This is a genomic window from Micromonospora sp. NPDC049374 (assembly GCF_040677165.1).
In the GTDB taxonomy this organism is placed as follows: domain Bacteria; phylum Actinomycetota; class Actinomycetes; order Mycobacteriales; family Micromonosporaceae; genus Micromonospora.
In genome coordinates, this window is record NZ_JBFAQH010000015.1 from 163,028 (window position 1) to 181,000 (window position 17,973).

15 protein-coding genes are annotated in these 17,973 nt (G+C 72.1%); 8 read left to right on the plus strand and 7 right to left on the minus strand.

All coding sequences use genetic code 11. From position 1 onward, the window contains the following. The first annotated feature begins 67 nt into the window (after positions 1-67). Positions 68-1,723 (plus strand): bifunctional diguanylate cyclase/phosphodiesterase, encoded by a 1,656-nt coding sequence (locus AB0J93_RS23735; protein ID WP_363924562.1) that lies wholly within the window; start codon positions 68-70, stop codon positions 1,721-1,723. Positions 1,724-1,800: 77 nt separating this feature from the next. Here the strand turns inward: AB0J93_RS23735 and AB0J93_RS23740 are convergent, their stop codons facing one another. From AB0J93_RS23740 to AB0J93_RS23750, 3 genes are all read right to left on the minus strand, one after another. Then, the gene (locus tag AB0J93_RS23740) at positions 1,801-2,925 is read right to left on the minus strand and encodes a glycosyltransferase family 4 protein (protein ID WP_363924514.1); all 1,125 of its coding nucleotides are present in this window, start codon (positions 2,923-2,925) and stop codon (positions 1,801-1,803) included. A gap of 76 nt (positions 2,926-3,001) precedes the next feature. After that, entirely contained in the window at positions 3,002-4,261 is a 1,260-nt protein-coding gene (locus AB0J93_RS23745; protein ID WP_363924515.1) for a M48 family metallopeptidase, read from the minus strand. 234 nt (positions 4,262-4,495) lie between these two features. Beyond that, positions 4,496-5,926, minus strand: a complete 1,431-nt coding sequence (locus tag AB0J93_RS23750) for an NYN domain-containing protein (RefSeq protein ID WP_363924516.1) — start codon at positions 5,924-5,926, stop codon at positions 4,496-4,498. Positions 5,927-6,054: 128 nt separating this feature from the next. On the opposite strand from AB0J93_RS23750, the gene AB0J93_RS23755 reads away from it, so the two are divergent. From AB0J93_RS23755 to AB0J93_RS23785, 7 genes are all read left to right on the plus strand, one after another. Beyond that, positions 6,055-7,809, plus strand: a complete 1,755-nt coding sequence (locus AB0J93_RS23755) for a DEDD exonuclease domain-containing protein (protein WP_363924517.1) — start codon at positions 6,055-6,057, stop codon at positions 7,807-7,809. 129 nt (positions 7,810-7,938) lie between these two features. Further along, positions 7,939-9,726 carry an HD domain-containing protein gene (locus AB0J93_RS23760; protein WP_363924518.1) on the plus strand — a complete coding sequence of 596 codons (1,788 nt, stop codon included), beginning with the start codon at positions 7,939-7,941 and terminating at the stop codon, positions 9,724-9,726. A 74-nt stretch (positions 9,727-9,800) separates the two neighbouring features. Further along, positions 9,801-10,343 carry an NUDIX domain-containing protein gene (locus AB0J93_RS23765; protein ID WP_363924519.1) on the plus strand — a complete coding sequence of 181 codons (543 nt, stop codon included), beginning with the start codon at positions 9,801-9,803 and terminating at the stop codon, positions 10,341-10,343. Further along, positions 10,340-11,227: a sugar phosphate nucleotidyltransferase gene (locus tag AB0J93_RS23770; protein ID WP_363924520.1), complete on the plus strand. Its 888-nt coding sequence runs from the start codon at positions 10,340-10,342 to the stop codon at positions 11,225-11,227. The genes AB0J93_RS23765 and AB0J93_RS23770 overlap by 4 nt, the downstream gene beginning before the upstream one ends. Positions 11,228-11,315: 88 nt before the next feature. Beyond that, a complete protein-coding gene (locus AB0J93_RS23775; RefSeq protein ID WP_363924521.1) occupies positions 11,316-11,894 on the plus strand; it encodes a helix-turn-helix domain-containing protein in 579 nt (192 codons plus the stop codon). Then, complete coding sequence (locus tag AB0J93_RS23780; RefSeq protein WP_363924522.1) at positions 11,891-13,189, plus strand: MFS transporter; 1,299 nt, start codon at positions 11,891-11,893, stop codon at positions 13,187-13,189. Before AB0J93_RS23775 ends, AB0J93_RS23780 begins: the two co-directional genes overlap by 4 nt. Next, positions 13,186-13,473: an Lrp/AsnC ligand binding domain-containing protein gene (locus tag AB0J93_RS23785; protein WP_164449239.1), complete on the plus strand. Its 288-nt coding sequence runs from the start codon at positions 13,186-13,188 to the stop codon at positions 13,471-13,473. The genes AB0J93_RS23780 and AB0J93_RS23785 overlap by 4 nt, the downstream gene beginning before the upstream one ends. 48 nt (positions 13,474-13,521) lie before the next feature. Here AB0J93_RS23785 and AB0J93_RS23790 read toward each other — a convergent pair whose 3' ends face one another. The 4 genes from AB0J93_RS23790 to AB0J93_RS23805 form a co-directional block, all read right to left on the minus strand. Then, positions 13,522-14,199, minus strand: coding sequence for a DUF4142 domain-containing protein (locus tag AB0J93_RS23790; RefSeq protein ID WP_363924523.1), 678 nt, complete (start codon positions 14,197-14,199; stop codon positions 13,522-13,524). A 166-nt stretch (positions 14,200-14,365) separates the two neighbouring features. Beyond that, on the minus strand, positions 14,366-15,985 hold the full coding sequence (locus AB0J93_RS23795; protein WP_363924524.1) for a cytochrome b N-terminal domain-containing protein: 1,620 nt from the start codon (positions 15,983-15,985) through the stop codon (positions 14,366-14,368). Next, on the minus strand, positions 15,982-17,067 hold the full coding sequence (locus AB0J93_RS23800) for a Rieske 2Fe-2S domain-containing protein (RefSeq protein ID WP_363924525.1): 1,086 nt from the start codon (positions 17,065-17,067) through the stop codon (positions 15,982-15,984). Before AB0J93_RS23800 ends, AB0J93_RS23795 begins: the two co-directional genes overlap by 4 nt. 11 nt (positions 17,068-17,078) lie before the next feature. Next, entirely contained in the window at positions 17,079-17,918 is an 840-nt protein-coding gene (locus AB0J93_RS23805; RefSeq protein ID WP_363924526.1) for a cytochrome c, read from the minus strand. Between the last annotated feature and the right edge of the window lie 55 nt (positions 17,919-17,973).

Sequence of the window (17,973 nt, forward strand, 5' to 3'; positions counted from 1 at the left end):
CCAGCCCTGCGCCGGCGTGTTCGCCCGCGCCTGGGCGAAGGCGGTAGCGGGCACCAGCTATCTACCGATGACCCACGCCCAGTTGGAGACGCTGCTTCAGCGGCTCACCGACCTGCTCGCCGAGGCGCTGCGGGCGGAGCCGCTCGACCTGCGGGTAGGGCACAAGGTCGCCGACGAGTTGGTCGCCGCGCACATCGCCTCCGCCGAGGCGCTCGGCCGGACCGTCGAGGTGATCCAGCTCCGCCTGGTCCGCGACCTCGACCTGGTCTCCGACGACATCGAGGACCGGATGGCCCGCCTGCTGGGCGCGGTCGCCACCGGCTACGCCCGGGCGTTGCGTGACCGGACCCTCGACGAGCAGGAGTCCATCCGACGTGCCGCGATGACCGCCCGCGCCGAGGCGGAGCAGGCCCTGCGGGCCAGCGAGGCCCGCTTCCGGCATCAGGCCACCCACGACCCGTTGACCGACCTGCCGAACCGCACGCTCTTCGCCGAACGCCTCGCCGCGGCCGTCGACGGGCCGTCCGGCAGTGGCCGTCGGGTCGGGCTGTGTTTTCTCGACCTGGACCGGTTCAAGCGGGTCAACGACTCGTTCGGGCACCAGATCGGCGACCGGGCCCTGGTGGCGGCGGCGCGGCGACTGCGGCGGGCGGTCGAGCCGCACCTGGTCGCGCGGCTCGGCGGGGACGCCTTCGTCGTTCTCGTCGAACGGTCCACCGGCACCGGGGACGTGGTCGCCGTCGCCGAGGCGGCACTGGCCGCGCTCTCCGAGCCGGTGGTGGTCGACGGGCATGACGTGACGGTCACGGCGAGCGTGGGCATCGTGGAGCGGCGGGTCGCGGGTACCTCACCGGACGACCTGATGCGGGCCGCCGGCAGCACCCTGCACTGGGCCAAGTCGGCCGGGGGCGCGGGGTGGGCCCTGTACGACGCGGAACGCGACGGGCGGGAACAGGCCCGTCAGGAGCTGAGCGCGGCCATCCCGACGGGGTTGGAACGGGGTGAGTTCTTCCTCGACTACCAGCCGTTGACCTCGTTGCACGACGGCTCTCTGCTGGGCGTGGAGGCGCTGGTCCGGTGGCGCCACCCACGGCTGGGTGTGTTGCGTCCGGACAGCTTCATCGGCCTGGCCGAGGAGACCGGGTTGATCGTGCAGCTCGGCGGCTGGGTGCTCGCCGAGGCGTGCCGCGAGGCGGTCGGCTGGACGTCCACCTCGGGCCAACCGCCGTACGTCAGCGTCAACCTGGCGGTCCGTCAGGTCCGCCGCCCCGGTCTGGTGCAGGAGGTGCGGGCCCTGCTGCGGCGTACCGGCCTGCCGCCGAACCGGCTCCAGCTGGAAATCACCGAAAGCATGATGATGACCACCTCCGAGGAGCCGGTACGCGCCCTTCGTGCCCTCGCCGACCTGGGCATCCGGATCGCCATCGACGACTTCGGTACCGGCTACAGCAACCTGGCCTACCTGCGGGATCTGCCGGTGACCGAGCTGAAGGTGGCCGGTGAGTTCGTCCGCGGCCTACGCGCCCCGGAGGCCCGCGCCGACGAGCGGATCCTCGCCTCGCTGGTCTCGCTGGCACACGCGCTGGACCTGACGGTGACCGCCGAGGGCGTGGAAACCGGCGGCCAGGCCGAACGACTGCGGGCGATCGGCTGCGACGCCGGTCAGGGCTGGCACTTCGGCCGCCCCGCTCCCCCCGACCACATCCTCGCCCGCATCCGCTGAACCAGCCACGTCCGCCACCACGACGCTGAGCCAGCCACCGTCGCCCCGGACCAGCGTGTGCGACGCCCGTCGGTGTCTCAGCCGGCGAGCAGCGTTGCCAGGCGTTGCGCCTGCGTCTCCCAGCGCCACTCCCGCTCCACCCAGGCCCGGCCGGCGGCGCCGAACTGCCGGGCCAGGTCCCGGTCGGCCAGCAGGGTGGCCACCCGGTCGGCGAGTTCGACGAGATCCCGACCGTCCACCACGTAGCCCGTCTCGCCTTGGCGCACCGCGTCCGGGGCACCGCCGGAGTTGCCGGCCACCACCGGCAGGCCGGTCGCCGACGCCTCCAGGTAGACGATGCCGAGACCTTCGACGTCCAATCCCCGGTTACGGGTGCGGCACGGCATGGCGTACACGTCGCCGGCCGCGTAGTGGGCGGGTAGTTCGGCCGACGGCACCGATCCGGTGAAGACCACGTCCCGCTCCACTCCGGCCTGGCGGGCCAGCCGGGCCAGCGTGGTCCGGTACGGTCCGCCGCCGACCACCAGCAGCGCGGCGTCGGGCACCCGACGACGGATCAGCGGCATCGCCCGGATCAGCATGTCCTGGCCCTTGCGGGGCACCAGCCGGGACACGCAGACCACCACCGGCCGATCGGCCAGGCCGAGCCGGTGCCGCACCGCGCCGCCGTCGACGGACGGATGGTAGACGTCGGTGTCCACGCCGGGCGCGAGCCGCCGCAGCTCGGTCAGGCCGTCCAGCGCCCGAGCCAGCCGGGTGCGGGTGTACTCCCCCAGGTAGGTGACCACGTCGGTGTCCCGACCGATGCGCCGCAGCGCCGTCCGGGCCATCGGCAGCGCCGCCCAGCCGACCTCGTGGCCGTGGGTCAGGGCGACCACCCGCCGGATCCCGGCCCGGCGACGCAGCCCGGCGGCGAGCAGGCCGAGCGGAGCCGCCGCGCCGAACCAGACCGTGTCGCACCCGTACGACCGGGCCAGCCGGGCGGCCCGACGAGCCACCAGCGGGGTGGGCAACAGCACCTTGGTGCGCTCCCGCACCACCTCGAACGGCTGGTCGGCGTCGAACTTGTCCGACCCGGCCCAGCGCGACGCGTACACCACCACCGAACCGGCCGGCTGACGCACCGCGAGGTTGTGCACGAACGACTGGATGCCGCCCGGCCGGGGCGGAAAATCGTTCGTCACCAGCAACGTGCGGCTCATGCCGGCCCTCCGCTACGTTGCGCGCCGCCAGGAGGCACCAGGACGCTGCGTTGATGATTCGCTCGCTGACGCTCGCTCACCGGCCGACCTTTCGGGCGTAGGCGCGGGCGGCGGCGATCCGCTCCACGGTGGACGGGTGGGACGCCGAGTAGAGGTACTCCCAGCGGGGCGGGTCGGGGTCGGAGAGGTTGACCGCGGACAGGCGCCGCTGCATCGACTCGAATGCGGCCGGATCCTCGGTCAACGCCAGCGCGTGCGCGTCGGCGCGGGCCTCGATCCGCCGCGACATCAGCGCCTGCACCGGGGCGAAGACCAGCCCGGCCACCGTCACCAGGGCGAGCAGCAGCGGAAACGCGCGGGGTTGAGCCACCGAGTCGACACCGGCCAGGCGCAGCAGCGGTGGCCAGGAGCCGATCAGGTAGAGCGCCACCACGGCGGCGGCGGCACCGAGCGCGCCGGTGAGGGTGCCGACCGGTACGTCGCGGTCCCGGGCGTGGCCGAGTTCGTGCGCCACCACCGCGGTCACCTCGGCCGGCGTCGCCTCACGCAGCAGGTTGTCGTAGACCACCACCCGGCGGGTCGGCCCCAATCCGGAGACGTACGCGTTGACCGCCCGGGTGCGCCGGGACGCGTCGGCGACCAGCACGTCGCGCACCGGCACTCCGTCACGTTCGGCCAGCTCCATGAGCTGGCTGCGCAGCGGCGACGGCTCCATCGGGCTGAACCGGTTGAAGACCGGCTCGACCAGCACCGGCAGCACGAAGGAGAGCAGCACCACCAGGGTCGCGGCTCCGGCCGCGCCGAACGCCCACCACCAGCGAGGGGCGAGTCGGATGACGGTGTAGAAGCCGAGCAGCGCCACCGCGCCGATGACGGCGCTCACCGCGTACGACTTGAGCAGGTCCACCGCCCAGCCGCCCCAGCCGTTGGTGGCCAGCCCGTAACGGGTGAGCACGCTGTGCCGCCAGGCCGAGAACGGCAGCGTCACCAGGTCGGCGACCAGCACCACGGCCAGACCGCCGAGGATCGCCTGCGCGATCCAGTGCCCGCCGAAGGGGCGCCCGGCCAACTCGACCAGGCGACTGCCCAGCGGGGTCAACCCGAGCGCCAGTGCCACCAGCAGCCCGACGCCGAGCGCCGCCCATCCGCCGGGACGCAACGCGGACCGGAACTGCCGGGCCTGCTCCACCTGCTCGGTCGGCAGGTCACGCAGGGCGGCGAGTTGGTCTGCCCGGGGAGCTGGTGGACGCTGCCACGGGATCAGCACCAGTGCCGCCACGACCAGGGCGACGCCCAGTCCGGCCAGGGTCAGCAGTGCCCAGCCCCGCGGGCTCACCGCGCCGCTCCGCCCGGCATCGGCGAACCGCCGCAGCGAACGCGAACCGAACCCTCGCCCGCCGTGCGCCTCATACCGCTGCTCCCTGTCGCCATGGGCGCCCATCCTATGTCCCGGGGTGTGCCCGCCCCACGCCCGTCGACCCCCACCCGACCGGCTCAGGATCCGCCGCCGGCGCAGCGGACCGCTGCCGCCAGCCCCGGAACCGCAGCCGGCCCGGAACCGCAGCCGGACTCAGGACCGCGACAGCCGGCGCACCAGCGAGTCCGCCCCCAGCGGGTACGCACCGTGCCGACGTACCCCGTCGGCGACCTCACGATCGGAGGACACCACCACCACGGGGCGGCCCGGCGGTTCGGCACGGACCAGCCGGCGGATCAACTCGTCGGCGGTCTCACCCTTGCGGGAGAACAGCACCCGCACGCCTCGCGGGGCAGGTGGCAGACCGTGCACCCGCTCGGCGCCGTCGAAGACCACGGTGACCTCGTCACCGGTCTGCGCGGCGATCCCGCCGAGGCCGGTGACCAGCCGCTTGCGCTGCTGCTCCAGGGACATCTCACCGAAGCCGCGTTTGGTCACGTTGTAGCCGTCGACCACCAGGTGCGCCCGGGGCAGGGCCAGCAGTTGATCCAGCCGGGCCGGGTCGTCGGTGTCCTGGGCACGGGCCGCGGCCGCGGTGGCGGCCGGAGAATCGGCGAAGGAGTCGGCCACGAAGTCGGCGGGCAGCTTGTCGACCGGGTCCAGGGCCAGCTCCCGGCGCAACCCGAGAGCGGCCTGACCGATCGTCTCCAGCAGCAGCCACAGTCGTGCGTCGTCGACCGAGCGGGCCTCCTTGGCGCTGCTGCGGGCCGCCCCGGCCGCCGCCTCCGCCTCCGCCAGCCGGGCCCGGGCACGACGCAGTTCGGCGTCCGCGTCGGCGGCGGCCCGCGTGGCCCGGCCCCGCTCGGTGGCCAGCAGCTCGTTCGCCCGACGCTCGCGGACCTGGCTCTCCCGGAGCGTACGGGCCAACTGCCGGGCCTCCTCACGCAGCTGGCCCAACTCCTCGCGTACCCGGGCCAGCTCGTCGCGGAGCTTGTCGGCCTCCACCCGGGCCACCGCCCGGTCATGCTCGGCCCGGGTGGCCCGCTGCTCGGCCTGCCGGACCAGTTCGGCCACCACCGCCGTGTCCGCCTCGGCGCGGACCGCCGCCCCGCTGGCGTCGATCAACTTCCGCCAGCCGCGTGGGCGGGCCAGATAGGCCAGGGCGGCCACCTCGACCGGGTCGGCGGCGGCGGGGGCGGTGCCCTCCACCACGGCGGTACCCAGGTCACCGGCGTCGGCCAGAACCCGGGCGGTGACCCGCTGCCGGAACAGCGGATCGGCGGCGAGCTGGGCGGCGATCGCCGGCGCGCCGAGCCGGGCCCGTCGGTTCGGGGCGAACTTGGCGACCCGGCGCAGCGGCACGGGCACCTCGTCACCGGGCAGGCCGGGCAGCACCGCTGCGGTGAGCGAGACGATCCGCTGTCGCACCGGCTCGGGCAGGCTCGGCTCCGGCTCCGGCTGCCCGGGCTCCATCGGCCCGGGGTCCACCACCGGGTCGTCGGTGGCACCGTCACCGGCCGCGGGCACCGCGACGACCTGCTCCTCCTGCGGGAGGTTGTCGTCGTGCGGCTCGGTGAGGGGCATGTGGCAAGTCTCCCACCGCGACCGGGCCCACCGCCCGGTGAGTGAGCCGATCTCTCATCCTAGACCCGGCAGTGGCGGGTGGGACGGATGGGGCGTGAGTGTCGGACCGGACCGTTACGGTGCCGCGGATGGCAGCACAGGAGTTCCTGCAACCGGCGCTGGCCGGGCTCGACCCGACCGTCGGCGGTGTCGACCCGGCGCTGCCGCTGTACGCGACGACGTTCGTGGTGGTCGACCTGGAGACCACCGGCGGAGCTCCCGACGGCGGCGGCATCACCGAGATCGGCGCGGTCAAGGTACGCGGCGGCGAGCAGCTGGGGGTGCTGGCCACCCTGGTCAACCCCGGGGTGCCGATCCCACCCTTCATCACCGTGCTGACCGGCATCACCCAGGCGATGCTGCTGCCGGCACCGCCGATCGAGCAGGTGCTGCCGAGCTTCCTGGAGTTCGTCTCGGACGCCGTGCTGGTCGCCCACAACGCACCGTACGATGTCGGCTTCCTGAAGGCGGCCTGTGCGAAGCACGGCTACCGCTGGCCGAACCCTCGGGTGCTGGACACCGCGGCGCTGGCCCGGCGGGTGCTGCTGCGCGACGAGGTGCCCAACCGCAAGCTCGGCACCCTCGCCGCGTACTTCCGGGCGGCCACGCAGCCGACCCACCGGGCCCTGGACGACGCCCGGGCGACCGTCGACGTGCTGCACGGGCTCATCGGACGCCTCGGCGGGCACCGGGTCGACACCATCGGCGACGCCATCGAGTTCGCCCGCGCCGTCACCCCGACGCAGCGTCGCAAGCGGCACCTGGCCGACGGCCTGCCCCGCTCCCCCGGGGTCTACATCTTCCGGGCCGCCGACGACCGGCCGCTCTACGTCGGCACCTCCCGGGACATCGCCACCCGGGTACGCAGCTACTTCACCGCCGCGGAGAAACGCGCCCGGATCTCGGAGATGCTGGCCGCCGCCGAACAGGTGGAGGCGGTGGAGTGTGCGCACTCGCTGGAGGCCGAGGTGCGTGAGCTGCGGCTGATCGCAGCGCACGCACCGCCGTACAACCGCCGGTCGAAGTACCCGGAGCGGGTGGTCTGGCTGAAGCTGACCGACGGGCCGTACCCCCGGTTGTCGGTGGTCCGGGAGATCTCCCCGGGCGACCGCGCCTACCTCGGCCCGTTCACCTCGCGACGCGCCGCCGAGCTGGCCGCCGCCGGATTCCACGACGCGGTGCCGCTACGGCAGTGCACCCACCGGCTGTCGCTGCGCACCGTCACGCCGGCCTGCGCGCTGGCCGAGCTGGGTCGCTGCCCGGCACCCTGCGAGCACCGGATCTCTCCCGAGGAGTACGACGTCCGGGCGGTCACGCCGTTCGCCACCGCCACCACCGGCGATCCGCAGCCGGTGGTCGACGCCCTGCTCGCCCGGATCGAGGCACTCTCGGCCGACCAGCGCTACGAGGACGCGGCCGTGCTGCGCTCCCGCCTCGCCGCGGTGCTACGGGCCGCCGTACGCATGCAGCGCCTCGCCGCGTTGAGTGGGCTCGCCGAGGTGGCCGCCGCCCACCCGGCGGCCGGCGGCGGCTGGGAGCTGGCGTTGGTACGCCACGGGCGGCTCGCCGGGGCCGGCGTGTCCCCACCCGGGGTCCACCCTCGACCGACGTTGGCCACCATCCGGGCCACCGCCGAGACGGTGCCGCCCGGGCACGGCCCGGTCCCGGCGGCCAGCCCGGAGGAGTCCGAGCGGATCCTGTCCTGGTTGGAGCGACCGGAGACCCGGCTGGTCGAGATGTCCGCCGGTTGGTCCTCCCCGGTGGCCGGCGCGGCACGGTTCCGCGACCTGTTGACCAAGGCCGAGGGCGCAGCGTCCCGGCAACTCTGGTCCGAACGCTCATGAGCAACTGTCCGATCGGACTACGTCGACTCACTTACTCTGTTAAGGAAGTGCAGTCCTGCCCGTTTCGAGGGTCTGCTCCCGCTTGCCGGATTCCGGTGGTGGCGCAGCAGGCGTGAGGGGGTGTCCCAGGTGGACGTCAACGCCGGACACGGCGGCGCCCTGGGCGGTGCGCTCCCGACACAGCCCGGCGAGCTGCCCCTGACCAGACGACTCCGATCGCTACTGACCTGGCCGACCGCCGAGACCGAGCCGGTCGGCCAACTGGTACGCACCCACCGCGCCATCCACGCCGGCACCGACCCGGCGGTGCTGCGGCGCGCCTACACCATCGCGGACAACATGCACCGCGGCCAGTTCCGCAAGAGCGGGGAACCGTTCATCACCCACCCGCTGGCGGTCGCCCAGATCTGCGCGGAACTCGGCATGGACACCACCACCCTGGTCGCGGCGCTGCTGCACGACACGGTGGAGGACACCCGTTACACGTTGCAGGCCCTCGCGGAGGACTTCGACCACGAGGTCGCCCACCTGGTCGACGGGGTGACCAAGTTCGACAAGGCGTTCTACGGGCAGGCCGCCGAGGCGGAGACCATCCGCAAGATGATCATTGCGGCCGGCAAGGACGTCCGGGTGCTCATCATCAAGCTCGCCGACCGGCTGCACAACATGCGCACCCTGGGCGTACGCTCGGCCGCCTCCCGCGAGCGCATCGCCCGCAAGACCCAGGAGGTGCTGGTACCGCTCTGCGACCGGCTGGGTATCCAGACCCTCAAGCGGGAGCTGGACGACGTGGTGCTGCTGCACCTCGAACCGGACGAGCACGCCCGCATCGCGCGGCACGTGCACGACCGGCCCGGCTGGGACAGCTACCTCGCCGAGGTGGTCACCCAGGCCAGGGTGGCGCTGCGGCGCAGCCGGGTCGACGCGGAGGTGGCGCCACGGCCCCGGCACCTCTACTCGATCTGGAAGGACACCGTGGCCGGCGGCCACACCGCCCCGTTCGACCTGCCCCGGATCACCATCGTGGTGGACGGCCCGGCGACCGACTGTTACGCGGCGCTCGGTGCGGTACACGGCCTCTGGCGGCCGGTGCCGGGCCGGTTCAAGGATTTCATCGCCTCGCCGAAGAACAACCTCTACCGGTCCCTGCACACAAGCGTCTGCGGGCCGAAGAACCGTACGGTCGAGGTGCTGATCCGCACGACGGAGATGCACCGCGCGGCCGAGTACGGGGTGGCCGCCGACTTCCGCTTCCCCCGCTCCGGCGGGGCCACGGCCCGTTCGGGTCAGCTCGACTGGCTGCGCCGGGTGCTGGACTGGGAGCAGGATGCCGCCGACCCGGCCCAGTTCCTCCACTCGCTGCGCTGCGACCTGTCCGAGGCGCAGATCCAGGTGGTCGCCGACGGTCGCCAGATCGTGCTGCCCGCCGGCGCCACCCCGGTCGACCTGGCGTACGAGCTGGGTACCGACCGGGGGGACCGGTGCCTGGCCGCACGGGTCAACGGTCGGCTGGTTCCGCTCTCCTCCGAGCTTGAGGAGGGTGACGTGGTGGAGATCTTCACCGAGACCGACGAGGAGAGCAGCCTCGACGCCGAGGTGGCCCCCCGCGGGCCGCGTCGCGAGTGGCTGGGGTTCGTCAAGTCACCGCACGCACAGATGCAGATCAACCGGTGGTTCGCCGAGCACAGCGAGCCGGGCATCTCGATCAGCGACAAGGTACGCCTGGGCCGCGCCACCATCGGGCTGGCCCTGCGTCAGCACAACCGAGGGCTGGCCAGCGATCTGCCGCTGCTGCGGCTGTCGGAGGAACTCGGCTACCCGGATCTGGAAACCCTGCTGGTCGCGGTCTTCGACCGGGTCATCGAGCCGGACGCCGTGGTACGCCAACTCATCGACCTGGTCGACCACCGTCAGTGACCGTCCTGGCCCCATGCGGTACCCGGCGTGCTCCTCGTGGCGCGAGCGCGCCTCACGGCCACTAGCCTGGAGCCATGATCCCCCGTACCCGCCGCACCGGACGCGCCGTCGCGTACCAGGTCTTCTACCGGCTGCCGTTGCCGGTCCGACGTCGGCTGGTCCGGATGGCCGTACCCAAGTACATCGTCGGCGCGGTCACCCTGCTCCGCGACAGTGAGGCGACGGGGGCAGGTCGGTTGCTGCTGCTACGCCAGCCGCCCGGCCGGGGCTGGACGCTCCCGGCAGGGCTGCTGCAACGCGGTGAGAACCCCGCCGTGGGCGCCGCCCGGGAGCTGTTCGAGGAGAGCGGCGTCCGCCTCTCCCCCACCCGACTCACCCCGGCGGTGCCCAACGCCATCGTGCATGCCAAGGGCTGGGTGGACGTGGTGTTCACCGCCGAGGTGCCGGCGTCGAGCACCGAACTGACCGTCGACGGCGCGGAGGTCTTCGAGGCCGCCTGGCACCCGCTGGACGATCTGCCGAAGCTGACCTGGCCGACCGCCCGCCTGCTGGCGTACTACGACATCGGTCCGCTGGCCGGGCAGTTCCCGCCACCGCTGCCCGACACGACGCCATGACCCGGCCCGACGGTGCCCCGACCGGCCGTCGGCCCACCACCGCCTCCGACCGGATCTGTGCCGTGGTGCTCGCCGCCGGCGAGGGCACCCGGCTGCGCCCACTGACCGGCCGGGTACCCAAGGCACTCTGCCCGGTCGGCAACGTGCCCCTGCTGGACCGGGCGCTGGCCCGGCTCGCCGGCCTCGGCCTGAGCGGCCCGGCGACGGTGGCGGTCAACGCCTGCTACCTGGGCGACCAGGTGGTGCAGCGGGTGGGTACCCGGGCGCACCTCTCGGTGGAGCCGGGCAGCCCGCTCGGCACCGCGGGCGGTGTGGGACGGCTGCGGGACTGGATCAACGGCCGGGGCGTCCTGGTCGGCAACGCCGACGCCTATCTGGCCGACCCGGCGGCACCGCCCGGCCCCGACATCGCCGCGCTGCTCGACGGCTGGGACGGCGACTCGGTACGCCTGCTCGGCCAGCCGGCCGCCGACCCGACCGCACCGGGCACCTTCGACGGACACGTCTTCACCGGTTTCTCCCTGTTGCCGTGGCGGCTGGTCCGCGACCTGCCCGCCACCTTCGGCGACCTGGTACGCACGGTGTGGCGCCCGGCCGAGGCCGCCGGCCGGCTGACCGTGGTCGGCTACCGGGGCACCTTCATCGACACCGGCACCCCGGCCGACTACCTCGCCGCGAACCTGCACGCCGCCGGTGCCGGCTGCCTGATCGATCCGGCCGCAACGGTCACCGGCCCCTGTCACCGTTCCGTCGTGGGTGCGGGCGCCACCGTCCGGGGTGCGGTCAGCCGCAGCGTGATCTGGCCGAACGCCTCCGTCGGCGCCGACGAGCACCTGCACGACGTGATCCGCGTCGGCGCCGACCTGACCGTTCAGGCGGCCTGACCCGTCGACACACCGCGGCCGGATCCATCATGCGCGGCTTGCAGAAGATTCTTTGCATAAACTTTTCTGCGTAGCTATGTTGTCCGGCATGACCGATCCTCGCCAGGAACGACGGGTATCCGATCCCGCGGACCTCAAAGCGGTGGCCCACCCTCTCCGGGTGCGGCTTCTGGCTGCGCTGCGGGAGCACGGCCCCGCCACCGCCACCGAGCTCGCCCACCTACTCGACACCGAGTCCGGATCGACCAGCTACCACCTACGCGTACTGGCCCGGCACGGGTTCGTCACGGAATCCGCGCTCGGGCGTAGACATCCCCGGGAACGGCGCTGGGCCGCCGTGCACCTCACGACCGGTTGGAGCAACACCGAGCTCTCCGCGAGCGATGCCGGTCGGCAGGCTGCCGCGATGATGCGGCGTCGACAGGTCGAGGTGCTCGTCGGCGATGTCGAGCACTTCGAGGCGCACCTGGACGACCTGGATCCGGACTGGGTGGAGGCGGCAGGTATCGGCGATATCGTGACTCGGCTCAGCCGCTCCTCGGTGGCCGAGCTGTGGGACCGCTTCTATGCCCACCTCGACGAGCTGAGAGCACGGGACGAAGCCGATCCGACCGCGGTCACCGTGTCCATCGTGGTGGCCGGTTTTCCGCGCACCGAACGCCGGTGAGCATCGACGCTGCCCGGCGTCGGTACGCATCGCTGAACTTCCTCCTGTGGCTGCCGACCGGGCTCTGTCTGGTGCCGCTCGTACTGCTGATGCTCGACCGTGGCCTGTCGGTACCCACGATCGCGCTCGTCACCGCGGTGTACGGTCTCACGGTTGCGCTGCTCGAACTGCCCACCGGAGGGCTGGCGGACGCGATCGGCCGCCGCCCCGTACTCGTCGCATCGGCGGTGGCCGGCGCCGGCGGCCTGCTGTTCCTGGGCCTGGCCGACACCATCGCACCGTTTCTGGCCGCCGCGGTGCTGCGCGGCGTCGCCCGCGCGCTGTCGACCGGGCCGCTGGAAGCGTGGTACGTCGACACCGTGCACGCGCACGCTGACCGCGATGTCGACCTGACCATCGGTCTGGCACGCGGTGAGGTCGCCGGGTCGCTGGCGCTGGCGGCCGGCACGCTCGCTGGCGGTCTGCTGCCGCTGGCCCTGGGTGACACCGGCGCGCTTCCGGCCCTGGCGGTGCCGGTGCTGATAGCGGCCGGGGTCGAGGTGCTGCGGGCCCTGATGACGGTCCGGCTGCCCGAGCCGCCGCGTCCACGTCTGAATATGGCGGCCGTCGTGCGTCGCGTGCCCGCCGGCGTCGTCGCTGGGCTACAGGTCTCGGCCCGGGACCGCGTACTGACCCGGGTGTTGCTCGCGGCCGGCGGAGCGGGTGTCGCGCTGGGTGCCATCGAACTTCTCACCCCGGCCTGGCTGGCCGAGCTGACCAGCGGCCCGACCGCAGCTGCCACGTACGCCGTGGTCGCAGCCACAGGATTCGGCGCCGACGCCGTCGGGGGAATGATCGCGGGTTGGACGGTACGCAGCTGCGGATCACACGCGCGGGCGGCAGCCACCGGAGTGGTCGTGTCCGCACTGTCCATGCTCGGACTCGCCGGTTGCGCCCTCCTGCGGGGGCCGGGTGCCATCGCGCTTGCCGGGCTGGCCTACTGTCTGCTGTTCCTCGGTCTCGGCGCGGCCTTCCCGGCACAGGCGAAGCTGCTCCACGACCGCGTCGAGGCGACCGAACGCGCCACCGTGCTGTCTGTACAGTCACTACTCATGCAGGTCGTGGGGGCGGCGGGGCTACCGCTGATCGGCTGGCAGACCACCCGGCACGGTGTCGAAGCGGGCTACCTGATCGGCGCGGCGGTGCTGTTCGCGTCCGCCGCCCTCTTCGTGCGCCTGCCTCGCGCAGCCCCGCACGGCGCTGCTGGCACAGCGCCTAGCATGGGCGAGTACGCCTACGAACGGAGAGTTTCGTGATCACCGCGATCGTGCTGATCGACTGCGCCACCGACTCGATTCCCGAGGTGGCCGAGGCACTGGCGAACCTGCCGGGGGTGAGCGAGGTCTACTCGGTGGCCGGGCACGTCGACCTGATCGCCATGGTCCGGGTCCGCGAGTTCGACGAGATCGCCCAGATCATCGCGGGCAGCATCTCGAAGGTGCCGGGCGTGCTCAACACCGAGTCGCACATCGCCTTCCGCGCGTACTCACGGCACGACCTGGAGGAGGCCTTCGCCATCGGGCTGGGCAGCACCGACTGAGCCGGTCCACCCCTCAAGGGGTGGACCGGCTCGTCTCGTACCGCCGGGTCAGCTCTGCTGCGGCACCGGGGTCTCGGTGACGGTGCCACCCGGAACCGGTGCCTCCTCGGTGAAGGTCTCACCCGGGGTCGGCGTGGTGCCGCCCGGAGCCGGGACGGTGCCACCCGGGCTGGGCGTACCGCTCGGGCTGGTCTCCGGGACCGGGATGCCCAGTTCCTCGGCCAACATCACCAGAGCGTCGTAGTGCGCCTGCAGGACCGGCAGCGCGGTCTGCGCCAGCTGGACCACCTGCGGTTCGGTACCCTGCGAGATCTCCGTCTGGGTCGCCTGGATGGCCTGGACGTGGCCGGCCAGTTCCTGGGTCACCCAGAGCCGGTCGAACTCCTCACCGCTGGCGTTGTTCAGCTGGTCGAGACCGGCCTGCTGATCGGTGGTGGGCTCGCTCGGCAGCTCGACGTTGAGCTGCCCGGCCAGATCCTGCACCGACTGGTCCAGTTCGGTGTGGTCCGTGACGAACTGCTGCCCCAGCTCCTTGACCTGCTGGTTCTGGCCCTTCTCCTGGGCCAGCTCACCGGCGGCGATCTCGTACAGGTTGACCTGGTGGACCGCCTGCAGGTACTGGGTGTCCTGTTCCGACGGCTGCGCCGCCGCCTGCGCCGCTGCGGCGGGTGCGACGCCCACCAGCACCAGCGCGGCCAGCAGGCCGAGGCGTTTGATACCCAACATGCTTCCTCCCCGTTGAGACGTTGGACCGCACGGATACCCGGCTGGCCGGGGTTATTCCTGCGATCCGGCGACGGCGGGAAGCGGCGACGACGTCCGGAAGCGGCGAAACGGGCGTGGCGCCCGCCGGAGACGGTCCGGCGGGCGCCACGTCACGTTGCGACGGATCTCAGGGGCGGGTCTCCCCGCTGGTGATCTCCTCCCGCTCCGGGCGCGGCTCGACCGGCGGGTGCCCCGGCGAGACCGGAGCCTCGGCCGGCCGCTCGATCGGGTAGAAGAAGCCGCGGATCGCCGGGCCGAGCGCACCGAGCCGGTTCATCTTCTTCGGTACCACCCAGCCGGCGTAGTCCAGCTCGCCGTGCCCGTTGCCCGCGCTGAGCGGCTGGTGCACCTCGACGAACCGGCCGTCCGGCAGACGCCGGATGATGCCGGTCTCCACGCCGTGGGCGAGAACCTCCCGGTCGTGCTGCTGCAGGCCGAGACAGATCCGGTAGGTGACGTAGTACGCCAGCGGCGGCAGGAGCAGCAGACCGACTCGACCGGCCCAGGTCATCGCGTTCAGGCTGATGTGGAACTTGTCGGCGATGACGTCATTCGCGCCCGACAGGGTCAGGATCACGTAGAACGTGAGGGCCATGACGCCCAGGCCGGTACGGAACGGGACGTCGCGGGGACGCTGGAGCAGGTTGTGGCTGCGGTAGTCCTTCAGGTGGCGGGCCTCCATGAAGGGATAGAGCAGGGAGATCGCCACCAGGATGCCCGGTAGCACCACTGTCGGCCAGAACAGCGGCGGGATCACGTATCCCTCGCCGATGGGTATGGTGATCTCCCAGTCCGGCATCAGCCGGGTCGAGCCGTCGAGGAACATGACGTACCAGTCCGGCTGGCTGGCGGCCGAGACCACCCACGCCTCGTACGGGCCGAACAGCCAGACCGGGTTGATCTGGAACAGGCCACCCATCAGCGCGATCACGCCGAAGACGACCATGAAGAAGCCGCCCTGCTTGATCGCGTAGCGCGGGAACATCCGCTCGCCGACCACGTTGCCGTTCGTCCGGCCCGGCCCCGGCCACTGGGTGTGCTTCTGCTTGAACACCAGGCCCAGGTGCACGGTGATCAACGCGACCAGCAGGGCGGGGATGAGCAGCACGTGGGCGATGAAGAACCGGCTGATGATGATCGTGCCGGGGAACTCGCCGTTGAAGACCGCCGCGGTCACCCAGGAACCGATCACCGGAATGGACAGCATGATCGCCGAGGCGATCCGCAGGCCGGTGCCGGACAGCCCGTCGTCCGGCAGCGAGTAGCCGGTGAAGCCGGCCAGGAAGCCGACCCAGAACAGCAGCGAGCCGATGATCCAGTTGGTCTCGCGCGGCTTACGGAACGCGCCGGTGAAGAAGATCCGCAGCATGTGCACCACGATCGCGGCCATGAACAGCAGCGCCGCCCAGTGGTGCATCTGGCGCATGATCAGGCCGCCGCGGACGTCGAAGGAGATGTCCAGCGTCGAGGCGTACGCGGCCGACATCGGCGTGCCCCGCAGCGGGGCGTAGCTGCCGTTGTAGATGACCTCGGTCATCGCCGGCTCGAAGAAGAAGGTCAGGAAGACACCGGTCAGCAGCAGGACGATGAACGAGAAGAGCGCGATCTCGCCGAGCAGGAAGGACCAGTGGTCCGGGAAGACCTTGTTGAGCAGTCGGCGCAACGGGGTCGCCACCTGGAAGCGGTCGTCGACCGCTCGGGCGGTGTTGCCCGGCACCGCTGCCACGTCAAACTTTCGCCGCTTCACGGCCGCTCCCAGAAGTCGGGCCCGACAGCCTCGGTGTAGTCGGACTTCGCCACGAAGTAGCCCTCAGCGTCCACCTCGATGGGCAGCTGAGGCAAGCGCCGGCTGGCCGGACCGAAGATCGGCTTGGCGTTGTCGGTGATCAGGAACTGCGACTGGTGGCACGGGCAGAGCAGCCGGTTGGTCTGCTGCTCGTACAGGCTCGCCGGGCAGCCCGCGTGCGTGCAGACCTTGGAGTAGGCGGCGAAGTTGCCCCACATGTAGCCGCCGTGGCCCTCGCGCTCGTTGTTGCGGCGCGACTCCTCGGCGTCCCCCTCCCGCAGGTGGATCAGCAGGGTGGGCGAGTCGGCGTACCGGTTGCTCACCCCGTGCTCCACGCCCGGGAAGACGGTGATCTGACCACCGGCGCTGATGTCGGCCGGCCGGATGGGCCGACCGTCCTCGCGGACCAGCCGGATCTTCTGACCGTCCCGGGGGACGAACCCGGTGGTCATCATCTGGTCGTCCTTGTGCGGGTCGGAGATCAGCCCGCCGACCAGGGGCGCCGCGGCGACAGCGCCGACCGGCAGCAGACCGGCCAGCAGCGACACCCCGAGCAGCGGCCGACGCTTGACCCCCAGCTCATCGGCCATGTAGGCCATGGTCTCGCCGGTGATCCGCTGGTCCTCGGCGGGCGGGGCACCTTCGTGCCGGTCCTGGATCGACACCTCCTTGGGCAGCAGCTTCTTGCCCCAGGTGAGGACGCCGAAGCCGATGCCGAGCAGGGCGACGCCGAGGGTCACCCCGAGCAGCGGGGTGTAGAGCTTGTCCCCGCCGCGGCCCGGCTCGTACTCCCAGGGCCACCAGATGTAGATGGCCAGGAAGGCGGTCGCCGCGAGCCCGGTCAGCAGGAAGAAGCCCGCCACCGTGCGGACCAGCCGCCGTTCGGCCTTGGTGCCCGGGGCCACCTGCGGCTCGTAGTGGACGATCTCGATGTCGTCCCGCCGGGCACCCTCCCGGACGATGTCGAACCGACTGAGCCGGGGGTCGTTCACGTCGAGCGGTTCCCCGCCCGGCACGGCCCGCTGCCCGGTCTGGCTGCTCATGGTCCCCCCGCTCACGACTTGCCCGCGATCCACAGGCTGGCGAAGACCAGCGCGACGATACCGACGAGGAAGATCGCCACACCCTCGGTGGAGGGTCCGTACCGGCCCAGGTTGAAGAAGCCGCCCGGGTCACCGTCGTCCTTCAGCGTCTGCTGGATGTAGGCGATGATGTCCGCCTTCTGCTCCGGCGTGATCTGGTTGTCGCCGAAGACGGGCATGTTCTGCGGACCGCTGAGCATCGCCGCGTAGATCTGCCGGTCGGTCGCCGGCGCGAGGCTCGGCGCGTACTTGCCCGAGGAGAGGGCACCGCCGCCACCGCTGAACGCGTGGCACTGCGAGCAGTTGATCCGGTACAGCTCGCCGCCGATCGCGACGTTGCCGTCGGCGTGCAGGTTGTCACCGGCCGGAACGACCGGGCCCCCGCCGAGTTCCTGGATGTACGCCGCGAGCTGGTCGATCTCGTCGCGGGTGAACACCTCGGGCTTGCGCGCCGCCTGGGCCTCCTGCCGGGCCATCGGCATCCGACCGGTGCTCACCTGGAACTCCACGGAGGCGGCACCGACGCCGATCAGGCTCGGCCCGCGCCCCTCGACCCCCTGCGCGTTGCGACCGTGACAGGTCACACAACTCACGTCGAACAGCGCCTTGCCGTCGGCGGCGGCGGTGCTCAGCGGCGGGTTCTCCTGGGCGGCGGCGCCGGGGGCGAGGACGGTGTAGGCGCCGCCGGCCAGCATCAGCGCGGCGACCAGCCGGACCGCAGCACCCAGCCGGCGGCGGCCCCTGCTGGGCGCCCCGGGCCGCCCGCGCAGCCGCGCGAGCAGACCGCGTCGGCGGTCGTTGTCAGAAGTCATGACCTGTGTCCTTAACCGGTTGGACCTTGTGTTGCGGGGGGTGGAGCAGCGGCAA